The sequence below is a fragment of the Butyrivibrio sp. AE3004 genome, assembly GCF_000703165.1.
Classification (GTDB): Bacteria; Bacillota; Clostridia; order Lachnospirales; family Lachnospiraceae; genus Butyrivibrio.
The window spans coordinates 206,473-226,247 of sequence record NZ_JNLQ01000002.1; the positions used below are offsets into that span (position 1 = coordinate 206,473).

Consider the following 19,775-nt stretch of genomic DNA (forward strand, 5'->3'; position numbering starts at 1 on the left):
TCATTAGGAATCACTGAAATCCATAGACGTACTATGTTATCCAAAAATGCAACATTTTTACAACGAATTCATTGGACGAGTACGGAGCTATTTGGACTTGTATGTAGTTTTTATCTAAAATAAATAGGACATCAGTGGTGTGTCAAAAGACAATTTCTACTTGCTAAAAAAACGCATTTTGGGATAGGAACTTTTAAAAGTTTCTATCCCAGGGTAATTGTCAAAGGAATAATCGGTTCAGACACATCACATATTTGACCACATTTCTCGAAGGAAGAGAAGATGTGGTTTTTTTGTACCCAAAATTCTGATCTTCTTAATTGCATCTCGTAACACCAGAAACGGAGGTTACAGATGAATCGTGGAAAATCCCCACCAGTTGACTTAGACAAGTATCTTGTCGGAAAAGAACATCGATATTGCACCTACCAGGACGGAGCCAGACTTTACAGCATGGCATATTGGTCATTTGTGACTCTGGCAAAAGAAGCAAAGGCCAATATAAAGCTTCGGAAAACAGCCCTTGTGGATTTAGACTTGATCGAACAGTACATTGAACAGTTTTGTGAAGAAGGAAATGAAAGTGAGGAAGTATTCATGGCTAGAAGAAAGAAAATCGAAGATTTAGCAGAAATCGTTAAGGAAGGCAAAAAGAAATATGTCAGGTACGCTGAAGGGGCAGAGCTTTATTCTATGGGGCTTCATACTTTTGAAAGCCTTGCAAAGGAAGCCAAGGCCACAAGAAAGGTAAAGGGAGTGGTTCTCTGCAACACAGAAAAGATTGACGCGTTTATTGAGTCATTTGATGAATAAGGGGGAAAAGAGATGTCTAAAGTTATAGCAGTAGCAAACCAAAAAGGTGGGGTAGGGAAGACAGTAACAAGTGTGAATCTTGGTATTGGGCTTGCCAGGGAAGGCTACAAGGTACTCATGATAGATGCGGATCCTCAGGGTAGCATGTCAATAAGTCTTGGATGCGATGAACCGGACAGACTTGATTATTCTCTTGCCACAGCACTTGTAAATATTATCAATGATGAGCCCGTAGATGTATCAAAAGGAATCATCCACCATGCAGAAGGTGTTGATCTGATGCCGGGAAATATTGAGCTCTCAAGCTTGGAAATAAGCATGACCGGAGTTATCAGCAGGGAAACAATTCTCAGAGAATATGTGGATAACGCCAGAAATACTTATGATTTTGTGATTATTGACTGTATTCAAGATGAAAATGGATGCGATTAAACATCAGGGAAAGCAAGTTACAGGAACTTTGTTTCATGATGCAACAAAGTCAAATTCTGGAGATCTGATTGGAAAGGAAAATGGATTGAATAGAACCCAAGTATTTAGATATATCAGACTTACAGAACTTATTCCTAAGCTTTTGGATATGGTAGATGAAGGCAGGTTGTCATTTCTTGTTGCTGTTGAGATTTCGTATTTGAATCACAAGTATCAGCAATGGATATGGGAATACATCCACGAAAACGGCATGATCAAGCAGGAACAGCTTATGGATCTTCGTCAATATCGTGATGATGACTCTCTTACACAGGAACAGATGATAGACATTCTTATCCAAAAGAGATCCACACCACAGACTAGGAAGAAGATCCTTATTACAGAACGTAAGCTCAACAAGTACTTCCCTGCTTATTATTCACAGTCTGAGATTGAAAGAGTTATCGTAAGTCTCTTGGAGCAATGGAAGGCATCGCAGGAAAGTGAGGAACAATAATATGATGGACTATTTTTATAATGCCCAGGCACAGCAATTTGCTTCTGTAGAGATACCAAGAGAGCTGCTTACAGGGAAGAGCTTTTCTTCCCTGTCGGCTTCGGCCAAAATGCTTTATGCAGTTCTTTTGGACCGCATGGGCGAAGCTAAGAAACATAATTGGTTTGATGATGATAACAGAGTCTACATCATTTATCCGTTAAGCAAGATTCAGGAAGATATCAATTTTTCCAAGCACACAATAATTGATTGTATGAATGAACTTGAAGAATTTGGTCTTATATATAAGTTACAGGCAAAAGGTAAGCCAAGCAAGATCTACGTCAAAAATTTCAATCGTAGATGCAGATTTCAGCTGATTGGGTAGTGCAGAAATTGCACCACTTAAATCCATGGAACGTCACAGAAAATCATTGAAGGGAGGAAAAAAGAGTGAGCGAAAGAATCATTTTTGACTATTTCAGCGGTCAGGAATCAGAAATGCTTGCCTTTTACAGAATACCAAAGCTTTTGTTCACAAACGCATATTTTAGCGGACTTGACGCGCTCGCTAAGACTCTTTATGGTCTTATGCTCGATAGAATGTCATTATCCCTTAAAAATAGCTGGTTTGATGAGCTTCAGAGGGCATATATATACTTTGCACAGCAGGAAGCCGCAGAAATGCTGGGCTGTGGGGAAGATAAGATCAGATGTCTTTTTAAGAGTCTTGAGGAATATGGGCTCATAGAGCGCAAAAAGCAGGGCCAGGGGAAGCCTACCAAGATCTATCTCAAGAACTTTGCTTCAAGAGAAAATGAAGAAGTTCAGACCTTGGAAAAACCAAGTTCTGGAACAAATATGGAAATTTCAGACCCCGGAAATATCGGGGTCAAGACCACGGAAAATTCGGGTTCTAGACCAAGCGAAAATCCGGTTCTAGATCACGGAGAATCCGACCCTAATTATATTAATATTAATAATACTAAAAGAAATATAAATACTAATCATATCTCTTCGATGAAAAGCGATTTGAATGATGAGTATAACGCTTATTCCGAAATAATCAGGGAGAATCTCTGCCTTGATACCATGCTTGAAAGATATCCTCATGATACAGAAATCATCGAAGGAATCTATGATCTGGTGCTTGAGACAGTTCTTTGCCAGAATCCAACAATCTGGATTTCCAAGAACGAGTATCCTACAAACTTGGTTAAGTCCAAGTTCCTTAAGCTCAACCACATGCATCTAGAGTACGTAATGGACTGCATGAGGGGAAATACTACCAAGGTTCGGAATATAAAGAATTATCTGCTTTCAGCTCTTTTCAATGCTCCTACCACCATGGGCAGCTACTATCAGTCCGAGGTAAGTCATGATCAGGCATGCAGAGCCATGTAGAGCATTTGACATATATGTTCAACACTCATATAATCAAAATATAACATAACTGTTCAACACTCATAGGAGGATGAAGACATGCCAAGAGTAAATCTATCACTTACACAGGATATGTATGATTGTATTGAGAAGGAAGCTAAGAAGCAGAACATCACAGTAAACTATTTTATCTGCGAGATGCTGGAAGAGCGCTTCGGTAAAAGAACTACCTACGACTATACAGTGGCCGTTGGTGAGATGATCAAGGAAGCCAAGAAGATGGATAAAGAGTTCACTCTGGCAGATCTTCCTACCTTTGCAGATGTTAATGAGATCCTTGTAGAGTACAAGATCAAGGAATCTCCTGCACAGGTAAGAGCACGCCTTGGCAAGATGTTCAACGAGGCAGTCAAGAAGGGCACAGCCAAGGGAATCGAGAGAGCCACAACTATAAAAGACGGAGAGGAGCAGCTCAAGTTCTATTGCAGAGCTGCAGTTTATGTGAATCAGTTTAACAAGCTGAAAAAATGAGGATAAGAATATGGCAGCTGTACTAGATATTTTTCTATTACCGTTTATGTTGCTTCTCAGGGTAGCAATGTACCTGATCAGAAGAGTTGATGTCACTAATTCCATTTTTATCGGAGCCATTCCTGTATTTCTTGTAAGAAACCAGGGCTATGATAAAGTAACCAACTGGATTATTTTCGGCATAACAGTGTTCTTTGCGCTTTTACTGCAGCATATGTTTGTAATTGCCAAGATACTTGCTTCTGTCTTCAGTTGCATGACTATTGCTTTTTTATGCTCAATCTGGAAGAACTATGACACTAAGGCAGCGCAGATGACCGTGGTTACAATTGGAACAATCATAGCTGCTATATGGAATCTGCAGTATTGGACAGATTTTTCAGAAAGGGAAGTTTGACACCTGTAACGTTACAGGTTATAATGTTGATATGATAAAATCGTTTGCACATAAAGGCTTAAAGGATTTTTATGAAACTGGCTCTAAGAAGGGGATTCAGCCAGATCATGCGCCCAAATTGGCAAGAATGCTTGACCGATTGGATGCCAGCATTAGTGCTCAGGATATGAATTTGCCAGGCTATAGATTGCATCCACTTAAAGGAGATAAGCAGGATATGTGGTCTGTCACGGTGAATGGCAATTGGAGAATGACTTTTTACTTTGAAGGTCAGGATGCATATCTTGTGGACTATATGGATTATCACTGAGGAAGGAGGAAAGATATATGACTAGAAGACCTACACATCCAGGAAATGTATTCTTGGAAGATGTGATGAAACCACTAAATCTTACAGTTATTGATGCGGCTAGAATGCTTGGAGTCAGCAGAAAAGCTTTATCGGAGTTTGTTAATGAGAAAGCATCACTGAGTCCTGAGATGGCTATCAGAATAAGCAAGGCAACCAATACATCAGCAGAAAGCTGGATGAACATGCAGCAGAAACTGACACTGTGGATTGCACAGCAACACGAACCGTCAAATGTAATACCATTTCCTCTGGATGCAGTAAAAGAGGGATGATAGTGATAGCTCTGGAATTGTCCGGGGCTATTATTTTTGTCTGAAAAAAGGTATGATTATTCATAAGTTGTCTGAAATGATAGATTTAGGAAGTGTTTGGACGTATGAAGAAATTATCTGTTTTGTTGGGAATAATAGCAGTGCTTTTATCCGACTGGATGTGCGCTGTGGTGGCATATAATTACCGGGGATTGGAAGCTGGTGCAGAATATGGAAATAGTGCGCCGCCATCAGTAGCATTTGTTTTAGCAGTACCTTTCTTGATTGGAATAGTTATATGCGCAGTATCAAGCGTATTACTTTGGAGAGGAATTGCTACAAAGGCAATAACTATAATGCTTGGAATAATTGCTGTGCTTATTGGAATAGTGGTAGTTGCAATAACTCTTTTAACAAGAAGGGCACATTCTGCCTCAATTATAGGTGGTGCTGACGGGCCTACTTCAATATTTCTGGCAGGGAAAATAGATTCGTGGTCATTGATTATAGGTCTTGTTGTGGGATTAGCACTTCTTGCAGCAGGAGTTGTTTTGATTAGGAAAAGAAAATAATATTTCAGTATATATGATAATAGAGAGGTTGATATGAATTTTCTATTTGTAGCACTTGGTGGTGCCTTGGGTGCAGTAGCGCGATATGCAATAAGTCTGATTCCTGTTAAGACTTATTTTCCGATATTAACTCTGATTACAAATATCCTCGGTGCCATACTAATTGGATTCGTTGTTGGAATTACCAGTAACCGAGAAAGTGTATCTGATAATACCATTCTTTTCTGGAAGACAGGGGTGTGTGGAGGTTTTACCACATTCTCTACATTTTCCCTTGAAGCTTTTAATTTGTTTGAGAAGAAACAATATATGAATGGCGGATTATATGTGGTACTGAGTTGTTGTTGCTGCATATTTGGAATTCTATGCGGAAAGAAACTTGCGACGATAATAAAACTTTGAATTTCAGGATAATGAAATAAGCAAATCGGGATTAGTGGAGTAGAACATGGATAAAAAAAGGGCTTTGTCTGGCGCCATAATATTTATAACCCTGATGGGAATCGTAAGTCTGTTTTCGGACATGACTCATGAAGGCGCCAGAAGCATATTGGGCGAATATCTGAACCTCGCAGGGGCATCCGCTGCAACCATCGGATTTGTGTCCGGTATAGGAGAATTGTGCGGGTATTCACTAAGGCTCATATCCGGATTTATAGCAGATAAAACGAAGAAATACTGGACATTTGTTATCACAGGCTATGTAATACAGGCTCTGGCGATTCCTGCACTGGCACTCGTACCTGAACATGGCTGGATTTGGGCCTGCGGTCTTGTGATCCTGGAGCGTATCGGAAAAGCGATAAAAAAGCCTGCCAAAAACACATTGGTAAGCTTTGCGGCAAGCGAGATCGGAACCGGAAAAGGCTTTGCCTATCAGGAGTTTCTGGATCAGCTTGGCGCGTTTCTCGGACCAGTACTGCTTTTTGTAACAGCTCTTGTAAAAGGTACAGACGACCTTTTTACAACATATAGAATCTCTTTTGCGATACTGCTTGTTCCTGCAATGATCACCATAGCTCTTGTTTTGACAGCAAAGATAAGATACCCTGATCCGGAGATCTTTGAAAAGCAGGAAGATAAACCGGCAAGCTTTGAATTCAGGAAGTCATTTGTTCTGTTCATGGCGGCCATCTGCTTTTTTGCTTTTGGCTTTGCAGACTTCACCCTGATCACACTTCATTCGGCTAATACCGGAGCATTTAATGAATCCATGCTCAGCCTGCTATATGCTGGGGCAATGGCTGTGGATGCCTTTGCTGCACTATTCTTTGGCTGGCTTTATGATAAGGTCGGGCTGAAGGCTCTGATCATTTCCACACTATGCAGCACATTCTTCTCATATTTTGTTTTTATGACTGGAAATGCCTGGTTGATCGGAGCTGGGATAATTCTGTGGGGGATTGGAATGGGTGCGCAGGAAAGTATTATGAAAGCAGCTGTCAGCGGAATCGTCCCGCGTTCCATGCGAAGCACCGGTTTCGGAATATTTGAGACAGGATTTGGTATTGCGTGGTTTCTGGGCAGTTGGCTTCTCGGTGCCCTGTATGATTTGAATCCTGTGTATCTTGTCACTGTGTCTGTGGTATCACAGTTTCTGGCGATTGTATTTTATGCTTTATGCCTCCGGTGCAATAAGACAGAGTGCTAACAATTCCAGTTTGCTGGAATGAGCATTATACCGGAAGTTAATCTAACTTTATCCATAAACATTTAAAGAATATTGCCGATATAAAAGATAGCAACGGAAATGCGTGTCTTTTCAATGGAATGAACATCCTTGAAAGGGCACGTTTTTTGTTATCTGGAGGCAATCATGGGTATAGCAGCGATAGCAAATGATTATTTAACAAGACCATTAGGATCTGCAGCTGGAAAAGAGACAACTCCAGTCATAAGTGAGACTGAAGGCTTTGGACAGAAGCTACAGGCTGAAACTGAGAAAAAATGTCCATACAGCTTTCTGGCGAAGAATGGAGTCATACAGTACAAAGGAGTTACTTTTGTCTGTGATTACAAGCAAAATGCCATAACGCTCGGAAATATGTATGAAAAGGATAAGGTCCTTAAGATTGCCCTTCCTAGTGGTGGAAGCCTTCATGTCAACGTGGACAACATTGATACTCTCTCCAAGGCAGCGAGTATGTTCACTCCAGAGGATCTCAACGCCATAATGCGTGCTATCCATGAGTATAATCATTGCACCAGAAAACGCATGGAGATAGAAGAAGAGAAAGCTGAGACTGCAGAGGAAGCAGCTGCAGAGTCAGAAACTCCTGATGCTGAGAAAGAGTCAGAGGAGGACAATATTGCACTGACAGAGCAGATCAGCGCGTTCAGGATGGAGCTGTACTACAAGCTCATCAATAATGAAACTGAGATCAAAATCCAGATAGGCAGCCAGGAGATGAGCATAAAGGAATGGGATAAGCTCATGGACAGCATTGATAAAGAACTTGAGACTATTCACGAAGCACTTCTGGAGAAAGAAGAAAAGCAGTCTGAAAAAGAGCAGGAAGAACGGATCAGAAAGCTTTTTGAAGATAGAAACGCAAATGAAGAAATGACTAATGTGGTTGGCGCATAATTTACCAATTGAAAAAGCGTCCCCAAATGTCACCCAGATGACACCCAAATGGCACCCAAATGGTAGTTTCCATGCAGTTTTGGGCATGATATTATTATAATGAGCCAAGGAATGAACGAGAGAACAAAATCGATTCATTCTTTGGTTTTTCTTTTGCAAAAGAATAACTGTTGTGAAGCGCTGCTTCCGGTATTCCTGCCGGGGTGGCGCTTTTATTATGTCAAAAAAACAAAGAAGAAAGGGAAATGTATGGATTTTGAACAATTCAAAGAGGAACTTGCTTCCAGCGTGAAGGAGATCATGTATTCCAAGTATGGAATGGAGGTTGAGGTCGAGGCCAGGACAATGGAGAAGATGAATTCCTCATATGAGGCACTCACTGTTAAGCCGGAGGACAGCATCATCGGTGTTAACCTCAATGCTACAGCTCTTTACCAGCAGTACGAAAAGGGAATCGATATTGATGTCATTACTTCCAAGGCTGCTGAGCTTGCAGAGAGCGCACTTAACAGCAGACCTGATTTTGATATCGACTCCTTCAAGGATTACAGCAAGATGAAGAGATGGCATTAACTATGTCTTCAATGGACAGCATACTGCGGAAATAATAGCCATGGTATCAGAGAGCAGGGAAACACCAGTCTGGTGTATGATATATGATGATCTGGAATACAACGAAGAAGCAGATATCTTTGCTAATCAGATGAAGAACGTCAAAGCCTTGTCGCCATACGAAATATTCAATGCAAATTGCGAGGCGGGTAATGATAAGGAGCTTCTGATCAAGGGGCTTGTGGAGTCCTATGAGCTTAAAATCCTTCCATCAGCCGGAGTTGGAGGCATATGTGCAGTCGGTGCTCTTGAAAATATCTATGATAAATACGGCTACGATGTACTGGACCGAGTGCTGAGACTCATCATAATGACCTGGGAAGGCGAGCAGAAGTCCTTCTCAGCAAATATGATGAACGGAGTGGCAAGGCTATTGAACAGTTTTGGGGATGAACTCAAGGAGACCACCTTCAAGGAAAAGCTTGGAGTTGTATCTGTCAAGGATATCACCAAGAATGCGAAGGAGCGGCGGCCAGGATCCCTTGGATTTGCGGAGGCAATGCTGGTGGTATATAACAAACGAATGAAACCGGGGCTGCAATGGAGTAAGTTGTATTCGGTGAAAGCCAGCGGTGGTGGTAAGAAAAAAGAGAATAAGGAATATGATGAGGATGCTGAGGTGGAGCAAGATGCATCATAAATAAAATTAGGGAATGAAAAAATTGTGATTTAATAGCGACACGTAAAGAATTGGATTATTTGAGAATAAAATCAGGGGCTGTATATGCCTCTGATTTTTTTAGCACTATAACAAAGGTAAAGGGTTATTATCTAGAAATAATCTATTTGTAGTATACTTAAAATAGTTGTTTTGTTTATGTTGATGGCTGGAGTAATTGTATGGTTAACGCGGATACAACTAAAGAAAATCTTTATGTCATAACTAATCACAGATTTCCAAGCGACAACTATGGGAATGATGATTATCTCGGGAACTGGCCGATGCTTTATATCCTGGAAAATGGAAATAAGGTTTATATTGGCGAGTCTACAAATGTTGCTGAGAGAATGAAGCAGCATTACACCAATCATGAGAAGAGAGAATTCAATCAAGTCCATTTTATATATTCTGACAGATTCAATCAGTCTGTTACGTTTGATTATGAGTCTAAACTTATCCAGTTTGTTTCTGCTGATGGAAAATTCATAATAACTAACAAGAATGATGGCATTGCGAATAAGAACTATTTTAAAAAGCCGGATTATGATGATACCTTTGAAGATTTATGGAATAAACTGATTTCGTATAATCTTGCCGAGCATACTCTTGAATATATCAAGAACAGTGAATTCTATAAATATTCTCCATTTAAAGAATTAAATAAGCTGTAAAACAAGGAACATCTGAAACTAATAACAGAGAGTCGATAAATCAGGTATCTCTTTTACAGGGGCTGACATTTGGTGATTACAATGGAAGTCTGTCAGCAAAAGAAGTGAAAGCTCTGGGTGATACTGGAATAGGCACCTTTGATGGCCTTAATGGTGAGCTTGTAATGTTAGACGGTGTGATATACAGAGCAGCCGGAGATGGAAGCGTTGAAGCAGTACCGGATACGGAGACCATTCCCTTTTGTGATGTGACTTTTTTTGATAATGATAAAAGTCAAACACTTACAGATGTTCAGGACATTGATGCTCTGAAAGGAGCTCTTGATCAGAAGGTAAATGAATTTGGCAGCAACCGCTTCTACATGGTCAGAATAGACGGCACATTTAAAGAAATGAATGTTCGCAGTGAACTTGCTCAGACAAAACCTTATGAGCCTCTTGCAAAGGTGCTTGAAACAGATCAGACCTTCTTTGATTACACTGATATAAAAGGGACAGTTGTTGGATTATATTGCCCGGCATATATGGACAGGCTCAATGCTGTTGGATGGCATTTCCATTTTGTTTCGGATGCCGGATATTGTACCTATAGCTGAAATTCCTCAAACAAGTCTTCCGTCTGTTGCCCCTTCACCTTCATCGTTGATCAATCTCCCTTGTATCGCATCGCACGATTCGCGCAACACAATCGCCACATCATCACCCATCTCCATATCCCTCGGAGATATCCGTATAGAAATCGGTTCAAAAGCATCTGATGATGTTATAACCAGCATCATAAAGGCGGTGCGCCATGCTTAAAGATGCTGATTTCAATTACTTCCCTGCTGTATACGTTGTATGCGGACGTACAGATATGCGTTACGGCGTGGATTCACTTGCTGCCATAATCGAAAGAAAGTACAAGGTTGATTTATTCGTCCCAAACACACTCTTCCTTTTCTGTGGCAGATCCTCAAGTAAAATCAAGGGCTTACTTTGGGAAGGTGATGGTTTTCTTCTCTTATACAAGCGTGTTGAACAGGGTCATTTTGCCTGGCCGCGTTCCAGTGATGAACTCCGCCAGTTACGGCCGGAACAGTTCAAATGCGGAAGAGGTTGCACGTAGCCTTGCAGATGCCTATGAGCAGGAGCGGGAGAACCAGAAAGAGCTTCTGGAGCGGAACATAGCGAAGGCAAAGAGCCGTATTGAAACTCTTGACCGCATGACATCCAAGCTCTATGAGGATCTTCTTTCAGGGAGAATCTCAGAGAATATCTTTGAATCAATGATCGAGAAAACCAAGACAGAAGCTGAAGATCTCGAAAAGCAGATTGCAGAAGATGAAAAGCGTCTCTCAAAAAATGACAGCGAAAGCGGTAATGCCAGAAAGTGGATAGACCTTATCAAGGACTATGCAGATATTACAGAGCTTGATGCTGATACTCTCAATCGTCTTATCAACAAAATCATTGTTCACGAGGAAATAACAGAGGACGGAGATAGGAACATCTCAATGGAGATCCACTATAATTTTCGTCCAACAGATGAATCTAAGACTTACAATCTATCAGACATGGCTGCAGCCAATTCTGTGGCAAAGGCTATGTGATCATGAATTCTATATAACTTCTACGTAGGAAGTAGCTATTATTCTACCTACTTCCTACACCATAAAAATTTCCATCAAATTAGGTATAACACAGCTCATGGCCGGAGGTGGAGTTGCCCTCATTGGAACCACACTTGTTCCTCTTCTTTCAGGTCTTTTTTGATCTGCCGGAGGAATCGGAAAAAAGCATGTCTCATTGACATAAGGACGCTTAGGGAGTATTATAATGATAGGTGGGATATCCCACCTATCATATATGGAGGTGGACCTTATGGAAGCTATCAAAGATTATACGGTACACATTGACAGCAAAAAGAGAATCACCCTCAGAGGTGCATTGTATCAATACTATAATGTAAAAGAATACGAAAATGGTTGCATAATGCTTGAACCGCGTGAACTAACTGTTCCTGATGGCATCTCGGCAAATACTTTAAAAGATATGGATAGAGCAATAGAGAATTTCAAGATGGGAGATGTTTCACCCGCTATTGATCTGTCTGATTTTTAGGGGGGAATTGCCTGGATGGGATATGCGATTAGGATGGGAATTCCTGAAATGGAGGAATTATGGAATTCTCTTCAGACTCAGTACCGAGATGGTACTATCAGTAAAAAAGACGACGAGCTTTATAAAAAATGGGGTAATGCTTTGAAGAAGTTATCCCTTGATCCTATGTACCCGGGCTTAAAATCTCATGAAATAACTGAATTGTCCAGACGATATGGAATGAAAGTCTGGCAGTCATATCTTGAGAATAAAAAGAGCGGGGCGCGTCGCATGTACTGGGTATATGGACCAGATCAGCAGGAGATAACCATAATCGGGTTGGAACCACATCCTGAAGATGCAAAAAATGGTGCATATGACAGGATAAAGCTGTCGGAATTATAACAACTTAATATTGATGTAGTGCAGGACCATTCAACAAAGGATGGTCCTTTTTAATGCAAAAAAGTAGGAGGTAACAAGTGGACAGCATGTGTTGGAATATATGCGGTTCTTATTCAGACCGTGACGTTTTCTACAGATATCATCGGCTCTCTATGGGGAGTCATGGGCTACACGATACTATTGGCATTTACGCTCTTTAAGACAGGGGCAGTTGCCAAATCAATTCTCCATGCACACTGATAGGGAACAAATGCAGGAGAAATAAATACAAAAGTTCCCTAAAACAAAAGAAAGGATTTTTGGTAACAAACATGGCAGCATCATATATCTCGGTGCCTCGTGATCTCACGAAGGTCAAAAGTAAGGTGATGTTCAATATGACAAAAAGACAGCTGATCTGTTTCAGTGTTGCAGCACTGTTTGGAGTGCCGACCTTTTTTCTGATAAAAAGGTCGCATCCCCAACTACAGCAGTTATGGGAATGATGGTGATAATGATGCCGTTTTTCTTCCTGGCTAGACTGATGCGCAGAAATTTCACTTTTTGCACCTGAGTATTATTTTGGGGTATTTTTATAACTTCTTCATCTAAAAAGGCTGGAAATCTTTTCATATAAACCATAGAGAATAAAGGTTGACAACTTGGTCTATTCAGAGTAAACTCAGAATATGAAGTCTACACAGAATAGACCAAGGAGGTAAATATGGCAGTTGAATTAGGGGAAGTTCAGATGCAGTTTGCCAGGCTTATATGGGAGAAGGAGCCTGTTGGTTCGGGAGAGCTTGTAAAGCTTTGCACCGATGAATTCGGGTGGAAGAAATCTACCACCTACACAGTTCTTAAGAAACTCTGCGAGAAGGGTTTATTTCAAAATGAGGATGGAGTTGTCTCATCCAAAATCTCACAGGAAGAATTTTATACGAGAAAGAGCGAGGAGTTTGTAGAGGAAACATTTGGGGGATCCTTACCTGCTTTTCTTGCAGCTTTCACTTCTCGTCAGAAGCTCTCAAAAAAGGAGCTTGATGAGATTAGGGAAATCATTGATAAGGCGAAGGATTAAATGCTTGCTTTTGTTGGGATATGGTGCAGGAAAATAAATGAATTACAGAAATAGGTGCTTTCACAGTACCTGGATTACTTGAAAATTGGAGGGAAATGTATGGGGACAGTTTTTATTAAAATTCTTGAGATGAGCATAACAGCCTCATTTCTCATGATAGCAGTTATTCTTTTGAGGTTTCCTTTAAAGAAGGCACCTAAGTGGTTTATGGGTGTGCTTTGGGCTATTGTAGCATTAAAGCTCATCATGCCTTTTCAGGTTGAATCACAGTTTGGGATTTTCCCGGATGTGAATGGGGCAGTAGAATCTCTTTTGCTTGGAAATAACAAAGATGAAGAAGTGCCTGAGGTTACTTATCATGACTACACTCCGGCTTCTGAAGTGGGAGCTGCGTCTATAGGTGGCGATAATATGATAGTGCCTTCTGATGCAGAGTATGACTATCTGCCAAATGAACAGATCATAGCCACCAGCGCAAATAGTGGAGCGCTGGAGGTTTTGTCTGTAAGAAGTGAAATTCTTGCATGGCTTTGGATGGTATGGATTATCGGCGTTTTTGCAGTGGCTTTATATGCAGTTGTGAGCTTTATTTCAATTAAAAAAGATATAAATGTTTCTATTAAACTTGGTAAGAACAATGAGTGTGGGGATGGTGCAAAAGCAGCAGGGAAAGCACATGATGATGTTTTCGTGTGTGATGCTATAGATACTCCCTTTATTCTTGGATTTATAAAGCCTGCAATTTATCTGCCTTCAGGTCTTGATGAGGAGACTGTCGGTAATGTGCTTTTACATGAGAGAGCGCATATTGCAAGGTATGACCACATTAGAAAGCTTATAGGCTTTATTCTTCTTGGAATTCACTGGTTTAATCCTCTTGTGTGGATTTCCTTTACACTGTTTTGTAAGGACATTGAACTTTCCTGCGACGAGCGCGTGATAAAGAATATGTCACTTGAAGAGAAGAAGTCCTATGCTACATCACTCTTAAATTGCAGTACACATAGAAGATATGCCCTCACATATTCACTTGCTTTTGGAGAGGTGGGAGTAAAAACAAGAATTAAACAGATATTCAATTATAGAAAGCCTTCCTTCTGGCTTATCACAATGTTGATCGCGGTAAGCGTTGCTCTCTATGGATGCTTCTTTACAAGTGCTTCTGGTGGAAATGAAAAGAGTGATGATTACTCTGAAAGAGCGGCGTATGATGAACTGCTTTCTAACTGGATTAATGACTTCGAAGACAGGAATGGGGATGCAATTGTTTCTAATTCAAATGAGAAGGCAATGCAGAATCTGATGGACGAGGAGCTTTTGTTTTTTGATGCGGATGGATCCATATCCTTTGGATATTCAAGCCCATGGCCCAGTATGTTTGGAAGTGAGGAAATTCCCAATAAAACAATAATCGTTACAGATGATTATAATAAGGCAGAGGTGCACTACTATGCTGCAGATTCAGAGCCTCACGTATATGTATGGCAGGAGACTTTGGAATTTGCCAAGGACAGAGAAGGTGTAGTAATGGTGGACTCCGAGGAGATGAACTTCTGCGAAAATATCGAATCAGTAAAGGATTTTAACAAAGCTTATTGCGAGCATCCTGAGGATTTCAATGCTGTTAATTACACTAAGAACGGCCTTGGTGAAATCCTTAACGGAATCGCAAAGCAGGATACAAACGGATACTACAGTAAGTTGTTTGATCCCAGTGCTTCTGCAAGATATCTTCTCAACCTTTCAGATGATGAAACAAAAGTTAAGATTGAGATTCAAGAGGAGACAGAACAAGGAGTTGTCATTAATCTGCTTTTCCCTGATGGTGCTTTCTATGAAAGCTACGTCATGGTTCAACCTTGGGGCAGTGATGGCATCTATGTTCCTGTAATTACCGGTGGTTATGATTTAGGAGAGGAAGATGAACTTGAAAACCACCCTGTAGAAGATGATACTGATAATAATGATGTAACAGAGCATATTATAGAACTTGAAGAACATGATGCTATGGATCCTTGAGCATCTAATGGGCGTAGATGTGATATAGAAGCAGATAATGCAATTCTAAGTGACATTGCAAATTACAGGGACAAATATGATGGATGGTATCGTGTATCGCCTCCGGGTAAGATAACAGAATGCACAGCCTGCCCCAAATATAAAGGTTGCTTAACGGATTTAGTTTGTCATACTTCGCCCGTGGAAAGTGCCATTAAGATACTGGAATGCGGTAGCCTTCTTTCACCGGTGCGTGCACGCAATATGACAGCTTTGCAGTTACAAAAAGAAAGCAGAAATGCTGCAAAGGATCTGAGTACTGGTTTTACACCCGGAGTGCGATTCTTTTTCAGATATGAGGAGCTAATCAGGCATCCTGATGCAACTTTTGAGGGGGTTCTTCCTCTAAAGGTCAAAAATGAAGTTGCATTAAAGGATTGGGTATATGCTATTGTGGCACTTTCCGAATATAGAGGGGAGCTTGCACCACATGTTCTGGATGAATTAACTGGTAAAATGTATTTTATAGACCACGACTGTGAAGATATATGGGCATGGTCTGAAAAGGTCTATGAATTTGTCAGAACACTGACAGATTGAGAGGAGTTTGTTGCATATGAAAATTCTTTTTATTGGTAATAGCCATACATATATGAATGATATGCCGTAGCTTACCAGGGAAATGATAGAGAGTGCTACGGGCGAGAACTGCGAAGTATTCATGCTGGCATATTCGGCCAGATCACTAAAATGGCATATGGGAGAGGAATACTTTTCAGAACGGTTTAATATACTTCATGGCAAATATGACTACTGCATTATCCAGGAACAAGCTCATCCCATGACGGAAGAATCTGACACAATTACTTATGCAGGAAGAATAATTGAACTCTGTGACTGCGCTTCTGGCATTTGTGCTGCAGCATATGTTCAGGATCGGGAAGATTGTCCTAGGAATATGGGGCTGTATAGCTGTGGGGATCATTTGCTATCTCTTTAGGGACAGCAGCCCATATAATGGGAGCCTTTTACCAGGCTGAAGTAAATCATGATATGGCTTATGGGGCGTGCGAGGCATGATATAATTTAAAGAGTGAAATTGAACAAAGGAGCATATGCTGATATGAATCTCTTTGAATATATGGCTGAGGGCAGAAAAGAAAAAGAAGCGCCTTTAGCTGCAAGAATGCGTCCACAGACACTTGATGAAGTTGTGGGACAGGAAGATATAATAGGTGAAGACAAGCTGCTTTATCGTGCTATCAAGGCAGACAGACTTAGTTCGATAATCCTGTATGGACCTCCCGGGGTAGGAAAGACAACCCTTGCAAAAGTGATTGCCAATACTACCTCGGCAGACTTCCATCAGGTCAATGCTACGATAGCCGGTAAAAAAGATATGGAGTCTGTAGTTGAAACAGCCAAGAACAATCTGGGTGGATACGGAAGAAAGACAATACTTTTCATAGATGAGATAAGATAGGAATTGAAGGAGTTGATTCTAATCTGGCTACGGCCATTCGAACTGTGGTAGTGGTAGGAATAGCTTGGATTATGGTTTTTATAACTCATGCACAGAACGGTTTATCAACGATCGGTAAAAGAAGCTGGATATTTCTTATTCTTTCAGGTTTAGCTACGGGTGCTTCGTGGTTATGTTATTACAAAGCATTGCAGATGGGAGAAGCTTCCAAAGTAGTGCCTATAGACAAGCTCAGTGTGGTGATTACGCTGGTGCTTGCATTCGTGTTCCTGCATGAACAGTTTACAGTAAAATGAATCTTAGGATGTATCTTGATTGGAGTCGGAACATTGCTGATGGTAGTATAATATTTCAGGATAATCCAAAAAACTACAAATCGGTTTTTCTGGTTAAAACAGGAGGCGCCTCATGAAATTAAATCGCATTCATCATATTGCGGTGATTTGTTCCGACAAAGACACTGCTCTGAACTTTTACCATAATAAGCTTGGCTTTCGAATTCTGCGAGAGAACTATAGACCGGAACGGGATGATTGGAAGATTGACCTTAAGCTCGATGACAGCGAAATTGAACTTTTTATTATGAAGGATCATCCACTCCGTCCTTCTCCCGAAGCTTACGGATTGCGTCATCTTGCTTTCCGTGTAGATAGTGTAGATGAGACCGTCGCAGAATTGGAGTCTATGGGTATCCCTTGTGAACCGATACGACGGGATGCTTTCACGGGTGAAAAAATGACGTTTTTCCGTGACCCGGACGGGCTTCCTTTGGAAATACATGAGTAAACTACTTGTGACAAATGAGATTGGTCTGGCTGAAGTGTTAGCAAGTTCTCCCGGAAAACAATGCAGAACGACAAATCGGGATTTTAGGAGCGCGTGATGAATACCCAAATAGCCTACTGCGGAGTTAACTGCTTTGCATGTTCTGATTACATTAACAAAATCTGTCCTTCCTGCAAGCATACACAGTGGACGGAAGAAGATATATGTATGCCTGTTAAGTGTTGCAAAGAAAAAGAGATCGATTTCTGCGCATTTTGCAATAACTTTCCGTGTGATGATATGGCAGATTTTTATGAGGAGTCAAAAAGTCACAAAGAAGCATATCACAGAATGGTATCGATGAATGCGGACCGCTAACCCGACAACTTCAAATTTGTATGGTTAAGGACAGGAGGAAAAAGTGATGAAGATTGACGCAAGTTCAATGGAATGGATTAGAAAACCGAAATCATGTCGGGTCACAAAGGATAAGGTTGAAATCATGACCGAACCTCATACTGATCTATGGCAGAGGACCTATTATCACTTCAGAAATGACAATGCCCCTGTCTTGCAAATGAAAACAATAGACCAATTTTTCTCGTTTGTGGTACGGACAGAGTTTGATTCCAAGGTACGCTATGATCAGAGTGGGGTAATCATGTACTTGGATAGTGACAATTGGCTTAAGGCTGCTATGGAATATGAAAATGAAAAGATTCAGAGATTAGGAAGTGTTGTCACAAATAATGGCTATTCTGATTGGGCATCTACAGATGTTGACGCCGCAATAAAGTCTGTATGGTTTCGTCTAAGTCGCAGGGAAGATGATTTCTGTGTAGAAAATTCTTTTGATGGAATAGATTTTAAACAGATGAGGATATGTCATATGTTCAATGCTCCAAAGGAAATTCGTTTCGGCATCTATGCATGCAGCGCCGAGGAGTCATCTTTTTTGGCTGCTTTTACAGATATGGAAATCACTGAATGCGCATGGAAGGCGCATGATGGTCAGCAACCAGATTAGAAGTATTACAATATGGTGTATTCCTGTTGAGGTGACAAGTTAAACCGGAAGTTAATCGCACAAATTCAAGTTTTGTTTCATGTTTTTATTAATGAATATTGCTTATAATGTTGCTATAAAGGAGTTTGAAAAATGGATTTAAAGAAAATTGGTGCTTTTATAGCAGCATGTAGAAAGCGACATAAACTAACACAACTTGAACTAGCAGAAGAACTTGGTGTAACAGATCGTTCAGTTTCAAATTGGGAAAATGGAATATGCTTACCCGATGCTAGTTTGTATAGGCAGTTATGTGATATATTACAGATTTCAATCAACGAATTGTTCGCCGGTGAATACCTTTGCGAAGAAAACTATAAGAAAGCAGCTGATGACAACCTGCTGTGTTTATTAGAACATAGACTGTACGAAATGTCTCCTACAGATATAAATTTTGATGATTTTCAGAATGCATTAAGAAGAATATCTGAGGCTACCACGCTGCTGAAAAGATTCGATGATAAGCAAGAAGCTGTATCCTATTTAGTGAACGAGACAGGATTATCATTTGATGAATGTGACAAGGCTTATGATTATTACATGGAAATGTTTTCTTTTTAATTTTTTAATATAAATGAGTATGACAAATCGGAGATTGGAGGGGGAAACTATGTTAGAAATATTAAAAGCGAGGTTTCAGGTTAATAAGAATCTTCATATGGAACTGAGTTGGCTTGACGTGGAGAAACGTTTGCTTGAGCATCAGGGCTCCATGGATGTTTTGAGAAGGATGGAGGAGAGCGGCGGAGAACCGGATACCATCGGCTATGACGAAAAGACGGGAAAGCTAATTTTCTGCGACTGCGCAAAGGAATCCCCTTCTGGGCGCAGAAACCTGTGCTATGACGAAAAGGCATTACAGGGGCGTGCTAAAAACCCGCCGTCAGGCAGCGCCGAATGGAAAGCAAAAGAAATCGGCGTTTTGATCATGAAGGAGGAACTCTATCGCCGACTGCAAAGTCTCGGGGAATTTGATTTGAAAACGTCAAGTTGGATCACTACGCCGGATGATATTCGCGACAAGGGCGGTGCATTGTTCTGCGAACGACGTTACGGAAGGGTTTTCACATTCCATAACGGGGCGGATTCGTACTATTCCGTGCGCGGGTTCAGAGGTTATACGTTTATATAAATTCAAGTTTGTCGGGATGTCTATAAATCGAGATTTGAAGAGGTGAA

30 protein-coding genes and 6 pseudogenes are annotated in these 19,775 nt (G+C 40.7%); 35 read left to right on the plus strand and 1 reads right to left on the minus strand.

Annotated elements, in window-relative coordinates; translation table 11 throughout:
- The first annotated feature begins 354 nt into the window (after window positions 1–354).
- The 17 genes and pseudogenes from BV60_RS24465 (at window position 355) to BV60_RS0103455 (ending at window position 10,333) form a co-directional block, all read left to right on the plus strand.
- The gene (locus BV60_RS24465) at window positions 355–813 is read left to right on the plus strand and encodes a DUF6462 family protein (protein WP_330370187.1); all 459 of its coding nucleotides are present in this window, start codon (window positions 355–357) and stop codon (window positions 811–813) included.
- A 12-nt stretch (window positions 814–825) separates the two neighbouring features.
- Window positions 826–1,221 (plus strand): annotated as a pseudogene (locus tag BV60_RS0103380) (ParA family protein); the annotation flags it as partial.
- Entirely contained in the window at window positions 1,211–1,741 is a 531-nt protein-coding gene (locus BV60_RS0103385) for a hypothetical protein (RefSeq protein ID WP_197029518.1), read from the plus strand. The pseudogene BV60_RS0103380 and the gene BV60_RS0103385, both read left to right, overlap by 11 nt.
- 1 nt (window position 1,742) lies before the next feature.
- Window positions 1,743–2,108, plus strand: coding sequence for a replication initiator protein A (locus BV60_RS0103390; protein WP_029319521.1), 366 nt, complete (start codon window positions 1,743–1,745; stop codon window positions 2,106–2,108).
- 65 nt (window positions 2,109–2,173) lie between these two features.
- A complete protein-coding gene (locus BV60_RS0103395) occupies window positions 2,174–3,124 on the plus strand; it encodes a DUF6017 domain-containing protein (protein WP_029319522.1) in 951 nt (316 codons plus the stop codon).
- Window positions 3,125–3,202: 78 nt separating this feature from the next.
- Window positions 3,203–3,634, plus strand: coding sequence for a hypothetical protein (locus BV60_RS0103400; protein ID WP_026517650.1), 432 nt, complete (start codon window positions 3,203–3,205; stop codon window positions 3,632–3,634).
- A 10-nt stretch (window positions 3,635–3,644) separates the two neighbouring features.
- The gene (locus tag BV60_RS0103405) at window positions 3,645–4,031 is read left to right on the plus strand and encodes a hypothetical protein (RefSeq protein WP_026517651.1); all 387 of its coding nucleotides are present in this window, start codon (window positions 3,645–3,647) and stop codon (window positions 4,029–4,031) included.
- A 31-nt stretch (window positions 4,032–4,062) separates the two neighbouring features.
- Window positions 4,063–4,341 (plus strand): type II toxin-antitoxin system RelE/ParE family toxin, encoded by a 279-nt coding sequence (locus tag BV60_RS0103410; RefSeq protein ID WP_029232985.1) that lies wholly within the window; start codon window positions 4,063–4,065, stop codon window positions 4,339–4,341.
- Between the two features lie 17 nt (window positions 4,342–4,358).
- Window positions 4,359–4,655, plus strand: coding sequence for a HigA family addiction module antitoxin (locus tag BV60_RS0103415; RefSeq protein WP_029319523.1), 297 nt, complete (start codon window positions 4,359–4,361; stop codon window positions 4,653–4,655).
- Between the two features lie 104 nt (window positions 4,656–4,759).
- Window positions 4,760–5,206 carry a sodium ion-translocating decarboxylase subunit beta gene (locus BV60_RS23655; protein WP_242840934.1) on the plus strand — a complete coding sequence of 149 codons (447 nt, stop codon included), beginning with the start codon at window positions 4,760–4,762 and terminating at the stop codon, window positions 5,204–5,206.
- Window positions 5,207–5,239: 33 nt separating this feature from the next.
- Window positions 5,240–5,608, plus strand: coding sequence for a fluoride efflux transporter CrcB (crcB, locus tag BV60_RS0103425; RefSeq protein ID WP_013282473.1), 369 nt, complete (start codon window positions 5,240–5,242; stop codon window positions 5,606–5,608).
- A 46-nt stretch (window positions 5,609–5,654) separates the two neighbouring features.
- Window positions 5,655–6,857, plus strand: coding sequence for an MFS transporter (locus BV60_RS0103430; protein ID WP_029319525.1), 1,203 nt, complete (start codon window positions 5,655–5,657; stop codon window positions 6,855–6,857).
- 165 nt (window positions 6,858–7,022) lie between these two features.
- Entirely contained in the window at window positions 7,023–7,793 is a 771-nt protein-coding gene (locus tag BV60_RS0103435) for a hypothetical protein (protein WP_029319526.1), read from the plus strand.
- 111 nt (window positions 7,794–7,904) lie between these two features.
- Window positions 7,905–8,366, plus strand: coding sequence for a DUF5688 family protein (locus tag BV60_RS24160; protein WP_029319527.1), 462 nt, complete (start codon window positions 7,905–7,907; stop codon window positions 8,364–8,366).
- A 40-nt stretch (window positions 8,367–8,406) separates the two neighbouring features.
- Window positions 8,407–9,045, plus strand: a complete 639-nt coding sequence (locus tag BV60_RS20820) for a DUF6551 family protein (protein WP_051656491.1) — start codon at window positions 8,407–8,409, stop codon at window positions 9,043–9,045.
- 200 nt (window positions 9,046–9,245) lie between these two features.
- Window positions 9,246–9,737, plus strand: coding sequence for a GIY-YIG nuclease family protein (locus BV60_RS0103450; protein ID WP_029319528.1), 492 nt, complete (start codon window positions 9,246–9,248; stop codon window positions 9,735–9,737).
- A gap of 35 nt (window positions 9,738–9,772) precedes the next feature.
- Entirely contained in the window at window positions 9,773–10,333 is a 561-nt protein-coding gene (locus BV60_RS0103455; RefSeq protein ID WP_081846565.1) for an acetolactate decarboxylase, read from the plus strand.
- A gap of 6 nt (window positions 10,334–10,339) precedes the next feature.
- Here the strand turns inward: BV60_RS0103455 and BV60_RS23015 are convergent, their stop codons facing one another.
- Complete coding sequence (locus BV60_RS23015) at window positions 10,340–10,516, minus strand: hypothetical protein (RefSeq protein ID WP_156035947.1); 177 nt, start codon at window positions 10,514–10,516, stop codon at window positions 10,340–10,342.
- 14 nt (window positions 10,517–10,530) lie between these two features.
- On the opposite strand from BV60_RS23015, the gene tnpB reads away from it, so the two are divergent.
- The 18 genes and pseudogenes from tnpB (at window position 10,531) to BV60_RS0103535 (ending at window position 19,728) form a co-directional block, all read left to right on the plus strand.
- A complete protein-coding gene (gene tnpB / locus BV60_RS0103465) occupies window positions 10,531–10,845 on the plus strand; it encodes an IS66 family insertion sequence element accessory protein TnpB (protein WP_029319532.1) in 315 nt (104 codons plus the stop codon).
- Window positions 10,790–11,329 carry a DUF4368 domain-containing protein gene (locus tag BV60_RS0103470; protein ID WP_029319533.1) on the plus strand — a complete coding sequence of 180 codons (540 nt, stop codon included), beginning with the start codon at window positions 10,790–10,792 and terminating at the stop codon, window positions 11,327–11,329. The genes tnpB and BV60_RS0103470 overlap by 56 nt, the downstream gene beginning before the upstream one ends.
- Window positions 11,330–11,411: 82 nt before the next feature.
- Window positions 11,412–11,492 (plus strand): annotated as a pseudogene (locus BV60_RS23665) (Maff2 family mobile element protein); the annotation flags it as partial.
- A 108-nt stretch (window positions 11,493–11,600) separates the two neighbouring features.
- Entirely contained in the window at window positions 11,601–11,840 is a 240-nt protein-coding gene (locus BV60_RS0103475) for a hypothetical protein (RefSeq protein ID WP_026509152.1), read from the plus strand.
- Window positions 11,841–11,855: 15 nt separating this feature from the next.
- Entirely contained in the window at window positions 11,856–12,224 is a 369-nt protein-coding gene (locus BV60_RS0103480) for a hypothetical protein (RefSeq protein ID WP_029319535.1), read from the plus strand.
- An 87-nt stretch (window positions 12,225–12,311) separates the two neighbouring features.
- Window positions 12,312–12,464, plus strand: a pseudogene (locus BV60_RS24470) (VirB6/TrbL-like conjugal transfer protein, CD1112 family); the annotation flags it as partial.
- 71 nt (window positions 12,465–12,535) lie between these two features.
- A pseudogene (locus BV60_RS22580) lies at window positions 12,536–12,741 on the plus strand (PrgI family protein); the annotation flags it as partial.
- A 186-nt stretch (window positions 12,742–12,927) separates the two neighbouring features.
- Window positions 12,928–13,284 (plus strand): BlaI/MecI/CopY family transcriptional regulator, encoded by a 357-nt coding sequence (locus tag BV60_RS0103485; RefSeq protein WP_026511612.1) that lies wholly within the window; start codon window positions 12,928–12,930, stop codon window positions 13,282–13,284.
- 99 nt (window positions 13,285–13,383) lie between these two features.
- Entirely contained in the window at window positions 13,384–15,303 is a 1,920-nt protein-coding gene (locus BV60_RS21645; RefSeq protein WP_051656493.1) for a M56 family metallopeptidase, read from the plus strand.
- Between the two features lie 243 nt (window positions 15,304–15,546).
- A complete protein-coding gene (locus tag BV60_RS0103495; protein ID WP_156035949.1) occupies window positions 15,547–15,882 on the plus strand; it encodes a hypothetical protein in 336 nt (111 codons plus the stop codon).
- 82 nt (window positions 15,883–15,964) lie between these two features.
- Window positions 15,965–16,282: a hypothetical protein gene (locus tag BV60_RS20825; RefSeq protein ID WP_051656494.1), complete on the plus strand. Its 318-nt coding sequence runs from the start codon at window positions 15,965–15,967 to the stop codon at window positions 16,280–16,282.
- Between the two features lie 123 nt (window positions 16,283–16,405).
- A pseudogene (locus BV60_RS0103505) lies at window positions 16,406–16,759 on the plus strand (AAA family ATPase); the annotation flags it as partial.
- Window positions 16,759–17,061 (plus strand): annotated as a pseudogene (locus BV60_RS20830) (EamA family transporter); the annotation flags it as partial. The pseudogenes BV60_RS0103505 and BV60_RS20830, both read left to right, overlap by 1 nt.
- 112 nt (window positions 17,062–17,173) lie before the next feature.
- Window positions 17,174–17,551 (plus strand): SMU1112c/YaeR family gloxylase I-like metalloprotein, encoded by a 378-nt coding sequence (gloA2, locus tag BV60_RS0103515; protein WP_022767537.1) that lies wholly within the window; start codon window positions 17,174–17,176, stop codon window positions 17,549–17,551.
- A gap of 96 nt (window positions 17,552–17,647) precedes the next feature.
- A complete protein-coding gene (locus tag BV60_RS0103520) occupies window positions 17,648–17,908 on the plus strand; it encodes a DUF3795 domain-containing protein (RefSeq protein ID WP_026511866.1) in 261 nt (86 codons plus the stop codon).
- Between the two features lie 46 nt (window positions 17,909–17,954).
- Window positions 17,955–18,557 (plus strand): DUF1349 domain-containing protein, encoded by a 603-nt coding sequence (locus BV60_RS0103525; protein ID WP_029319539.1) that lies wholly within the window; start codon window positions 17,955–17,957, stop codon window positions 18,555–18,557.
- A gap of 132 nt (window positions 18,558–18,689) precedes the next feature.
- Window positions 18,690–19,157, plus strand: a complete 468-nt coding sequence (locus tag BV60_RS21650) for a helix-turn-helix domain-containing protein (RefSeq protein ID WP_051656495.1) — start codon at window positions 18,690–18,692, stop codon at window positions 19,155–19,157.
- Window positions 19,158–19,206: 49 nt separating this feature from the next.
- Window positions 19,207–19,728, plus strand: coding sequence for a DUF4256 domain-containing protein (locus tag BV60_RS0103535; RefSeq protein ID WP_035777057.1), 522 nt, complete (start codon window positions 19,207–19,209; stop codon window positions 19,726–19,728).
- The last annotated feature ends 47 nt before the right edge of the window (window positions 19,729–19,775 follow it).